This is a genomic window from Streptomyces echinoruber, from assembly GCF_014651135.1.
In the GTDB taxonomy this organism is placed as follows: Bacteria; Actinomycetota; Actinomycetes; order Streptomycetales; family Streptomycetaceae; genus Streptomyces; species Streptomyces echinoruber.
Map to the genome: position 1 here is coordinate 30618 of NZ_BMWH01000042.1, position 9971 is coordinate 40588.

The window sequence follows — 9971 nt, forward strand, 5'->3', positions numbered from 1 at the left end:
CCCGCTCCCCGCTGTTGCTGGGCCTGGGCCTGGCCACCGCCGCCCGCTGCGGTCCGGTCCTGTCCTCCCCCGACGGCGTCGAGGCGCAGACCTGCGTGCTGACGCAGGGAGCGCAGACCTGGGCGCGCACCTATTACCGCAACACCACCGGCGAGGCGCTGGACGCCGTGCTGAGCCTGCTGGGCCCCGCCGGGCGCACCGTGCAGACGCACTGCACGCCGGGCGCCGACGACGAGCCGGCCACCTGCGAGACACCCCGCGAGCCGACCCGCGGCGCCCCGGACGTGTACACGGCGGTCGCGGAGTTCGCGGCGGGGCCCGACGCGCCGCTGCTGCTGCGCTCGGGCAGCAACTCCCGTTCGTGAGCGGGAAGTTGGCGACCGGCTGCGGTGTGTGAGGAAACGCGTCAACGGAAAGACCCGGTTGCTGGCGACGGGGGATGCACCAGCAACCGGGCTATGGGAACGGTAACAAGAGATCGGCTGTTGGCAAATTCGATCTTCCCTTTTCCGGACACCGGCGCGCCGGTGCTTCAGGACACCGACTCGCCTGTTCCGCAGGGGAGTTGTGGCGGGAGCCGCCGGCGGCCCGGGACCGCCGGCGGGGTGACCGGTGAGGCCGGCCGGCGGGCTCAGCCGAGGGTGATCTGCCGGTTGGTCAGGCCGCCGCGCGCCCGGCGCTCCTCCGCGGTGAGCGGTGCGTCGCTGGCCAGGGCCTCCGCCAGGCGCTCGGCGAACTCGGCGGCCGGCTTCTCCACGTCCTCCGCGCCGACCTCGCCGGGCAGGTCCCACACCGGGACGGTCAGGCCGTGGGCGCGGAAGGAGCCGACGAGCCGCGTGCCCTCGCCGAGACCGGACCGGCCCGCCGCGTGCAGCCGCGCGAGCGCGTCCAAAAGCCGCTCCTCGGGATGCGGCATGACCCAGCGCAGGTGGTTCTTCTCCGGCGTGCGGCACCAGTAGGCCGCCTCCACGCCGGTCAGCCGGACCGTCGGGATGGCGGCGGCGTTGGCCCGCTCCAGGGAGGCGGCGACCTCGGGGGAGGCCTGCTCGGCGTCCGGCACCCAGAACTCGAAGCCGCTGTGCACCACCGGCTCGAAGGCGCCCTGCGGGTCCAGCAGGTCCTGCAGCCGCGGCCCGTCGGCCGGCACCCGGCGGGCCTGCACCGGGGTGCCCGGCTCGGCGGTCAGCGCCCGCTGCAGGGTGTCGGCGAGAGCGCGGCTGATGTCGCCCGACGCCGTGTCGTTCTGCAGGCCGAGCAGGACCGAGCCGTCGTCGCGGCGCAGTGCCGGCCAGGCCATCGGCAGCACCGTCGCCAGCGTCACCGAGGGCACGCCCTCGGGCAGGCCGTCCTTCAGCGTGAGCCGCACCGTCGCCGCCGGCACCAGCTCGCGCAGCGCCACCCAGTCGCACTCGCCGGGCAGTCCCTCGAACGGACGCCGCACCAGCTCGGTCACGGCCTGTGCGGCCGCCCGGCCGTGGCATGCCTTGTAGCGCCGGCCGCTGCCGCAGGGGCAGGGCTCACGGGCGCCGACAACCGGGATCTCTCCATCCGTGATCCGCGGGCGCTTGGCCTTCGTCTGGGGTCGCTTCTTGGCCATCGTGGGTGTCTCCCGGTTACGGCTCGTTTCGTACGGGCGCGAGCCTAGCCGTTCACGCCACGAGCGACGGGACCCTGTGGAAAACGTCGGCATCGCACGGCGTACGCGTGCGCGTGCACGTCGTGCGGACGTGCCGGGGCGCCGGGCGGGAGGTGTCGCGCCGCGGTGCGGGAAGCGTCGTGTCGTGTCGTGGTGCGGGAGGCGCCGAGTCGCCGTGCGGGAGGCACCGGGGGCGCCGGGCGGAACGCGCCGAACCACCGTGCGGGACGCGCCGAACCACCGTGCGGACGCGTCGGGTCGCCGTGCGGGACGCGCCGGGCGCTCAGTCCAGCTCGTCGAACCCGTCCGCGAAGGACGGTCCCGTCATTCCGGGGATCGCGGAGACCGGCGGGGCCGCGACACGGGCGGCGAAGTCGTGGCGGCGGTGGCCGGCGTCCGGGTCGTGCACGTCGCTGTGGACGACGACCCACACCGTGACCTCTCCGTGGGCTTCGTCGCGGACGCCCCAGTCGTCGGCGAGGGCGGTGATGATGTTCAGCCCGCGGCCGCCGTGCGCGGTGATCGACGGAGTCGCCGGGGCGGGGCGGGTCGGGCCGCCGCCGTCCGTCACCTCCACCACGAGCCGGCCGGCGGCGTCCACCCGCCACGCGGCCCGCACGCAGCCGTCCCCGGCCAGTGCGCCCTGCAGCGGCCGACCGTGCTTGCAGGCGTTGCTCAGGAGCTCGGAAAGGATCAGTACGGCGTCGTCGACGACCGGTTCGGGCACACCGCCCCCGCGCAACTGCTCGCGCATGCGGCGTCTCGCCTCCCCCACGCCCGCAGGGCCATGGGGCACGGCCATGCTCGACGACGTGGGCACCTCCTGTGCCACCACCAACGCCACCCCCGAGACCTCCTTCGCCCCACGCCACGGTGTGGATGCCCCACTGGCCCGAATCGGAAACCGGCCGATCCGTCCCCGGTGACGCACTCGCAACGTTCGAAAACGCTCCGCACGCGCCGGAGCACTCCCCGTAGCCAGATGGCTTGATCCTGCCGGTGTGGCCGAGACGGAAGGGTGGACGACGTACGCCTGTGTATCAATGGGGCGTCGCGCTCATGTGGGGCATGTCACTCCGTGCCGGGCGGCCGGCCTCAGCGTCCCAGGCGGCGCAGCACCGCGCGCGGGCGGTTGGTGATGATGGCGTCGACCCCCAGGTCCACGCAGAGGTCCACGTCCTCCGGCTCGTTCACGGTCCACACGTGCACCCGGTGGCCGGCGGCCTTCCACCGCTCCACGTACGCGGGCTGGTTGCGCACGATCCGGATCGAGGGGCCCGCGACGCGCACCCCCGCGGGCAGCCGCCCGTCGCGCAGCCGGGGCGAGACGAACTGCATCAGGTACACCGTGGGCAGCGTCGGCGAGGCCGCCCGCACCCGGTGCAGCGAACGCGCCGAGAAGCTCATGACCCGCACCTGCGACTCCTCCGGCGAGGGCGGCGCGTCCAGTCCGAACCGTTTCAGCAGCATCAGCAGCCGTTCCTCGACCTGGCCCGCCCAGCGCGTGGGGTGCTTGGTCTCGATCGCCAGCTCCACCCGGCGCCCGGCGTCCGCGACCAGCTCCAGCAGCCGCTCCAGGGTCAGCACCGACGTCGCCTCCCGGTCCTCCGGGCGGTGCTCCCAGTCCGGCTCCTCCCCGCGCGCGCGGACCGACTCCCGCGTCTTCCAGGAACCGAAGTCCAGGGCGGCGAGGTCGGCCAGCTCCAGCGCGGAGACGGCGCCGCGGCCGTTGGAGGTGCGGTTGACGCGACGGTCGTGCACGCACACCAGATGCCCGTCCGCGGTCAGCCGCACATCGCACTCGAGGGCGTCGGCGCCGTCCTCGATGGCCTTGCGGTAGGCGGCCAGCGTGTGCTCGGGGGCGTCCTCCGAGGCGCCGCGGTGCGCCACGATCTGGACGGGGCGAAAGGCGGGGTGCCGACGTGCGTGGGTCATCTGCGTCATGGTGCCACCGCGACGGGGTAGTCGTGTGTCCGGGCGGCCCCGGACACCCGTACGATCGGGGCGTCGGCCGCCGTCATACTTCTGTCCATTTCGCACAGAAAAGTCACGTGTAAAGGATCCGGTCGAACCCACAGCCACCCCTTATGGTGCCCTGACGGCGCATGGGAAAGGCTGGCGGCATACACATACACATGCGAGCCCTGCACGTGCGACCGACAACACCAGCCGTGGATCGAGGAGAAGAGCTGTGAGCACCGAGAACGAGGGCACCGCGGTCCCCCCGGCCCCGTCCGCACCCCCCGTGCCGGTGGCGTCTCCCGCGACCTCCCCGCAGCAGCCCGCGCCCCCGCAGCAGCCCGCACCCCCGCAGACGCCCGCTCACGCGCCGACGGCGCCCTCCGACGGCGGCGCGTCCGCCGCCCACGGCTCCTGGCCGCCCCCGCCGCCCCCCGGCACGCCCGCCTACGGCGGCGGCGCCGGAGCGGGAGCCGGCTGGGGCGCGTACCAGCAGCCCGCACCCAAGTCCGGCGGCGGCCGCGGCGGGCTGGTCGCCGCGGTCCTGGCGGCCGCGCTGGTCGCCGGCGGCCTGGGCGGCGGCCTCGGCTACACCCTCGCCAAGAACGACGACTCCAGCTCCACCACGGTCGCCGTCGCCGACGGCGGCCCCGCCAGTGTCAAGCGCGACCCCGGCTCCGTCGCCGCCGTCGTCGCCAAGGACCTGCCGAGCACGGTCACCATCGAGGCGGAGGGCAGCAACGGCGAGGGCGGCACCGGCACCGGGTTCGTCTTCGACACCCAGGGCCACATCGTCACCAACAACCACGTGGTGGCCGACGCCGTCGACGGCGGCAAACTCACGGCGACCTTCCCCAGCGGCAAGAAGTACGACGCCCAGGTCGTCGGCCACGCCCAGGGCTACGACGTCGCCGTCATCAAGCTCAAGGACGCGCCGTCCGACCTCAAACCGCTCCCGCTCGGCGACTCCGACAAGGTCGCCGTCGGCGACGAGACCATCGCCATCGGTGCCCCCTTCGGCCTGTCCAACACCGTCACGACCGGCATCATCAGCGCCAAGCACCGCCCCGTGGCCTCCAGCGACGGCACCGGCAGCAAGGCGTCCTACATGAGCGCCCTGCAGACCGACGCCTCCATCAACCCCGGCAACTCCGGCGGTCCCCTGCTCGACGCGCGCGGCGCCGTCATCGGCATCAACTCCGCCATCCAGTCCACCGGCAACGGCGGCTTCGGCACCGGCCAGCCCGGCTCCATCGGCCTCGGCTTCGCCATCCCCATCAACCAGGCCAAGTACGTCGCCCAGGAGCTGATCCGGACCGGCAAGCCCGTCTACGCCAAGATCGGCGCGTCCGTCTCCCTGGACGAGGGCACCGGCGGCGCCCGGATCGTCGACCGGGGCACGAGTGGCTCCGCCGCTGTCGAACCCGGCGGTCCCGCCGCCGAGGCCGGCCTCAAGCCCGGCGACGTCATCACCAAGCTCGACGACACCGTCATCGACAGCGGCCCCACCCTGATCGGCGAGATCTGGACCCACAAGCCCGGCGACAAGGTCCGCATCACCTACAAGCGCGGCGGCCAGGAGCACACCGTCGACCTCACCCTCGGCAAGCGCGTGGGCGACGACTGACCCCCTCCTTCCCGCCCGGCCACCGCCTCCGCGGTCACGGACACGCCGGCCACAAGGGGCGCCGCTCGACGAGCGGCGCCCCTTCCGCTTCCGTGCAGGGGTTCCGCTTCCGTGCAGGGGTTCGTCCCGTCCCGATCCGCCGGATCACGAAGCGGAACAGTGCGCGCGGGCCGGGAACAGCACGCGGTGAAGTGAGCCCCTACGCCCGTGCCGGACCGCGGGAGCGCGGCGCGTTCGGGGAGGGCCGCGGGCGGCGCCCGGGACGCCAGGTGGCCACCAGGGCGGCGGCCAGGAGGAGTTCGGCGACGTCACCGCCGTAGTACATGATCTCCGCGCCGCCCCGGACCTGCGGGACGGGAGCGTGGACGTCGACTCCGAAACCGCCGTACATCAGCTGCGCGACCACGGCGTGCAGGGCGATGGCACAGCCGAGGCAGACCAGGCGGGTGCGCACGCCCGGGCGCGCCGGAGCGGGATCGGGGCCGGCGACGGCGTAGGCGAACAGGCAGCCGGAGAGCAGGAAGTGGGCGTGCAGCAGCCAGTGCCCGGCCGGGTGGCCCACGGCGGTGTCGTACAGCGGGGTGAAGTACAGGACCACGAGGCTGCCGGCGGACAGCAGCAGGGCGACGGCCGGGTGGGCGAGCACGCGGGCGGGGCGGCTGCGCAGGACCGCGGTGAGCCGGCGGGCATGGGCGACGGGCAGGGTGCGCAGCAGGAGGGTGACGGGAGCGCCGAGCACCAGGGCGAGCGGGGCGTACATGCCGATGAGCACGTGCTGGACCATGTGGCCGCGGAAGTCGGTGCGGGCCAGGGGCGCGAGGGGAGGCAGAAGTGCCGCGGCCAGCAGGAGCAGCCCGGCGGTGAAGCCGGCCGTGCGCCAGGGGTTCCAGCCCCGCCCCGGATTGCGGCTCCGCGCCCGGTGGACGAGGAGGAGGTGGCCGACGGCGAGCGCCGCCAGGACGAGCGCGGGCAGCAGGGTCTGCGCCGGGCCGCTGCCCGTCCCGTGGTGCACGAGGTGCGTGTCGGGGTGCACGGGGTGTACGGGGTGCGAGTCGTGGTGCACGGGGTGTACGGGGTGCGCGTCGTGATGCATCAGGCGTCCCGCTCCGGCCGCCGGGCGTCCGGGGCGTCCGGGCCGAGCGGCCGCCCGCCGCGCCGGAGGAGCAGGCCGCAGGCCGGCAGCAGCGCGCCGAGGGCGAGGAAGCCGAGGTCCCACCAGACCTGGTGGGAGCCGCCGCGCACGTGATGGATGCCCAGGACGTGGTGGTCCACGACGCCCTCGACGAGGTTGAAGAGGCCCCACCCCGCGAGGATCCAGCCCCACAGCACACGGGAGACCCACACCGCGCGGCGGTGGTGCGTGACCCGGGAGTACAGGACGGCCAGGCCGAGCAGGACGGAGAGCCAGCACACCGTGTGGAAGACGCCGTCCCACACGGTGTTCATCTCCAGCCCCGAGACCGTGCGGGGGTCGTAGTACTTCACGCCGATGCGGTCGTGGTCGGTGCTGGAGAGCATGTGGTGCCACTGCAGGAGCTGGTGCAGCAGGATGCCGTCGACGAACCCGCCCAGGCCCACCCCCAGCAGGATCCCCGGAAGCCGAAGGCCGGCCGGTGCCGGGCCGGCCCCGGCTTCGCCCGTGGTCGCCGCCATCGTCCTGCCTCCGTCCCCGGGTACCGGTGTTGGCGCCCTCCGGCTGAAGAGGTTTCCCGGCCGGACGATCGCAGTCACCCCACCACGGCCGACTCCCCCGCACGGCCCACGCGCGGACACACCGGCCATCGGCCGCCGGCGGCTTGCCAGGCCCGTTCGGCCCGCGCCGTCGGCGAGGGCCGGACACGACCGTCAGACCATCGGACACAAGCAGCCCGGTGAAGGTTTCCCACCCCGAGCGCCAGGCGATCTCGACCGCGCGAACGGCGGCGACGGGCCGACCGATGCGGTCGGTGTGCACGTTCATACCGTGACGGCGGTGCTTCACGGAGCAGCACGGCTCATCCGCCGCTACACGGTCGGTGGCGATCAGGGGGCCGTCGAGGACGGCGAACCCATCCGGTGTCAGCTCGCACAGCGCTTCGTGCGGGCTCGGAGCGCGCTCGGAGAAGACCTCCGCCATCTCCGCGACGCACCGGTCGGCGGTGGCGGTACGGGGCCAACACGGTTTCTGCGCCGAGACGTTGGCGAGTGGAATCCCCAGTGCAACGACCAGGAACCCTGCCGCGTCATGGACCCAGGCCGCCGGCCGCCGTCACCCGCGAACCACAGGACGAGAACGTTCAGCGATCAGTGCACTGCGGTCGGAAGCCGACGCGTGCCCCGCAACGCAGCAGTGCCTCCAGACCCACATGCGGTCTGGAGGCACTGCTTGCGCGATGGAGCGTGTCAGGAGAGAACTCGTGCGCCAAGAAGCCGCTACATTCCGCCTTCGGCGCCCGTCTTCTTCTTACGGTGACGCCGGACCGTGAACATCACGGACGCGACGAGCGCTACGAGCCATGCGATGATCTCGATGCCCCCGAAGTGGGAACCGAGCAGCAGCAGGACCAGGACGAAGAAAGCGAAGATGGCAATCAATGAACCGATGGGCGACTTCATGTGCTCTCTCCTTTAAACGCCGCTTCCGCCGATTGCGGTCTTGCCGGATCCGTAGACCTTGACCTTGGCCCATGGATGCAGGGTGGAGTAGCAGCCGTACTTGAATACGCAGAGCTCCACCTCACGCTTCATCATCGCGGAGTCGATGTCGTTTTCCTCCGGTGTCACCTGCACCTGGGAGGGGGCGCTTGGCTCCGCGTCCTCGGGCGGCAGCACCTTCGCAAGCTCGGCCGGCGAAAGCGGCTGGCCGTCCCTGTCCGACACTGCCTGGTCGTCAGGGCCGATCACCGCTGATACGACACTGACTTCTTCGGGACGGGTAACGTCCGGTACCACTGCGGCGAGTTCCGGTATGGACCGGATGAGGTCCACATCGGCCCGCGTCCACGTCCCGTCACTGTGGCGTTTCAGTGCTGCTGCGATCTCACCTTTTGTGGGCGTGGCGGCATTTGCGGCGAGCGCCGGCGTGACCGTTAAGGAAGTCGCCGCAACAAAGGCGCCAATGGTCGCCAACGCCTTTGAGTAGTGTTTCTTGGAGGCAAAGAAAATCCCCGATTCCTTTTGTGTTCAGGAGATCTGTCGCGTGTGGCCGGTGGTCGGCGACGGATACGGGTATTTACCGCACGCCCGTCTTGGTCTCCCCTGGAAAAGAAAGCTACACAGAAGTCGGAGCATTGACGACCTTGGAAGTCCGATCTTGAGGAAGAACTGAGCTTTGCCGGGGCGCCGCTCTCTTCGCATTCACAGATGTGAGATGAGGACGGCACTTCTTGTGTGAACAGCCGCGCCGCCTGCTCCTCTTCCGCGGCCTCCAGCGCCTGCTCGACCTGTTCGCTCGAGTGCTGTTGGTTGCATTGCCCGACTCGGGTGATAGCGCGGCACGTGGAGAACCAGCGACGTTGCACAGCCCTCGCAGTGGGGAGCCGCCCAACACTCGGTACCGACCGGCCGCAGGAACTGACTGCCAGGCTCCTCACCGATCCCAAGACGATCGAGACGTGTCGGGTACGGGACTCCACCGGAGCCTTCCGGCCGGTGCGGACTGGAGGGACGGCATCCTGGCTCCGGCCACCCGAACGAAGCTCAGCGCAGAGGGTCGGTGCGTTGGCCCGTCTCCTCCAAGCCCTCGCGGGCCGTGGCCTCCTCCGGGTCCCGCCTGAAGACGGGAGGCCGCGGAACGTGCGGGTGCTGATGCAGCTCGTGCCCGAGATCGCCTGCAGGCCGCCGGCCGCTGCCCTGTGCAGATCGACAGGGAGGGGACGCGGACTGTGACGATGTCGGGGCGGGGTCGGGTTCTGCGTCGGAATCTTGCACCGGGGGTGCGGCTCGGAGCCGATCGACGAGGAACGGAGTCGGTGGACCCCGTGTGGACCATGCCCCGCGCACAGCATGGGGCCGGTACGCTGTACCCGCTCCACCCCAGGTGGGCGGGGCGGAGGTGGGTTGCCCGAGCGGCCTAAGGGAACGGTCTTGAAAACCGTCGTGGCAGCGATGTCACCGTGGGTTCAAATCCCACACCCACCGCGCACGTGCATGGCCCCTGACCAGGTGAAACGGTCAGGGGCCGTGCTGCTGCGCGACGCCCGCCCGGGGCTGCGGCTCCCCAGGGGGCACCGCGGTCCCCGTGTGAGCGGGCGTGGACGGGGCGCGGGCGCGGTTCTGCCGGTACGCGGGTCGTCCCGTAGGCCGTACGCGGCTGCGGGATGGGCCCGCACGGGCAGGTCGGAATCGCGGCCGCTCCATCAATTGCCGCGCGCCATAACACCCTTTTCCGGATTGCGCGAGTTCTCGGAATTCCGCACCCGAGCGGCGCATGATCGACGTGCGATCGGTGTGGCGCGCCTCGACGATGGCGATGAAGAGCGGAGCGCGAAGCTTTGACAGCCGAGCACTCCGCTGAGCCATGCGCCGAGGAAGAAAGAGAGAGCCATGACGGCAACGACGGAGACTCCCACTCGGGAAAAGGCCGGAGCAGGCCAGGAAGAGTTCGGCGAGGAAACCCCCTTCGGTCCGCTCCTGCTGGCAGCGATGCTGGCCCGTCGTGAGGAGCGTGGTGAGGAGTCGATCATCGAGCACCCGCTTCTTCTCGCCGCGCTGATGCGTCGTCGTGAGGAGCGTGGTGAGTCGCTGGTGCAGCACCCGCTTCTTCTCGCC

10 protein-coding genes and 1 tRNA gene are annotated in these 9971 nt (G+C 71.8%); 4 read left to right on the forward strand and 7 right to left on the reverse strand.

Annotation, left to right across the window (positions count from 1 at the left end):
* Positions 1–365, forward strand: a 365-nt coding sequence (locus tag IE225_RS33630; RefSeq protein WP_229880176.1) for a hypothetical protein, incomplete at its 5' end; no start/stop codon positions are given.
* A gap of 266 nt (positions 366–631) precedes the next feature.
* Here IE225_RS33630 and IE225_RS30765 read toward each other — a convergent pair.
* The 3 genes from IE225_RS30765 to IE225_RS30775 all read right to left on the reverse strand — a co-directional run bounded on the left by IE225_RS30765 (position 632) and on the right by IE225_RS30775 (position 3571).
* Entirely contained in the window at positions 632–1597 is a 966-nt protein-coding gene (locus IE225_RS30765; protein ID WP_190060940.1) for a DUF5926 family protein, read from the reverse strand.
* A gap of 322 nt (positions 1598–1919) precedes the next feature.
* On the reverse strand, positions 1920–2567 hold the full coding sequence (locus IE225_RS30770; RefSeq protein WP_190060951.1) for an ATP-binding protein: 648 nt from the start codon (positions 2565–2567) through the stop codon (positions 1920–1922).
* Positions 2568–2731: 164 nt separating this feature from the next.
* Positions 2732–3571 carry a glycerophosphodiester phosphodiesterase gene (locus tag IE225_RS30775; protein ID WP_190060941.1) on the reverse strand — a complete coding sequence of 280 codons (840 nt, stop codon included), beginning with the start codon at positions 3569–3571 and terminating at the stop codon, positions 2732–2734.
* Positions 3572–3827: 256 nt separating this feature from the next.
* Between IE225_RS30775 and IE225_RS30780 the strand changes: the two genes are divergently transcribed.
* On the forward strand, positions 3828–5222 hold the full coding sequence (locus IE225_RS30780; RefSeq protein WP_190060942.1) for a S1C family serine protease: 1395 nt from the start codon (positions 3828–3830) through the stop codon (positions 5220–5222).
* Positions 5223–5421: 199 nt separating this feature from the next.
* Here the strand turns inward: IE225_RS30780 and IE225_RS30785 are convergent, their stop codons facing one another.
* From IE225_RS30785 to IE225_RS30800, 4 genes are all read right to left on the reverse strand, one after another.
* Positions 5422–6315, reverse strand: a complete 894-nt coding sequence (locus IE225_RS30785; protein ID WP_190060943.1) for a cytochrome c oxidase assembly protein — start codon at positions 6313–6315, stop codon at positions 5422–5424.
* Entirely contained in the window at positions 6315–6875 is a 561-nt protein-coding gene (locus IE225_RS30790) for a DUF2243 domain-containing protein (protein WP_190060944.1), read from the reverse strand. Before IE225_RS30790 ends, IE225_RS30785 begins: the two co-directional genes overlap by 1 nt.
* Positions 6876–7634: 759 nt before the next feature.
* Entirely contained in the window at positions 7635–7817 is a 183-nt protein-coding gene (locus tag IE225_RS30795; protein ID WP_190060945.1) for a hypothetical protein, read from the reverse strand.
* 12 nt (positions 7818–7829) lie between these two features.
* Complete coding sequence (locus tag IE225_RS30800; protein WP_190060946.1) at positions 7830–8330, reverse strand: hypothetical protein; 501 nt, start codon at positions 8328–8330, stop codon at positions 7830–7832.
* A gap of 924 nt (positions 8331–9254) precedes the next feature.
* On the opposite strand from IE225_RS30800, the gene IE225_RS30805 reads away from it, so the two are divergent.
* Positions 9255–9341: transfer RNA gene (locus IE225_RS30805), tRNA-Ser, on the forward strand.
* A 405-nt stretch (positions 9342–9746) separates the two neighbouring features.
* On the forward strand, positions 9747–9971 hold a 225-nt coding region (locus IE225_RS30810), incomplete at its 3' end, for a hypothetical protein (RefSeq protein ID WP_190060947.1).

What these genes read in the sequence shown, in the direction of transcription:
- IE225_RS30790 (WP_190060944.1), bottom strand. Translation starts at nt 6,875, where the DNA reads ATGGCGGCGACCACGGGCGAAGCCGGGGCCGGCCCGGCACCGGCCGGC.
- IE225_RS30795 (WP_190060945.1), bottom strand. Translation starts at nt 7,817, where the DNA reads ATGAAGTCGCCCATCGGTTCATTGATTGCCATCTTCGCTTTCTTCGTC.
- IE225_RS30765 (WP_190060940.1), bottom strand. Translation starts at nt 1,597, where the DNA reads ATGGCCAAGAAGCGACCCCAGACGAAGGCCAAGCGCCCGCGGATCACG.
- IE225_RS30775 (WP_190060941.1), bottom strand. Translation starts at nt 3,571, where the DNA reads ATGACCCACGCACGTCGGCACCCCGCCTTTCGCCCCGTCCAGATCGTG.
- IE225_RS30785 (WP_190060943.1), bottom strand. Translation starts at nt 6,315, where the DNA reads ATGCATCACGACGCGCACCCCGTACACCCCGTGCACCACGACTCGCAC.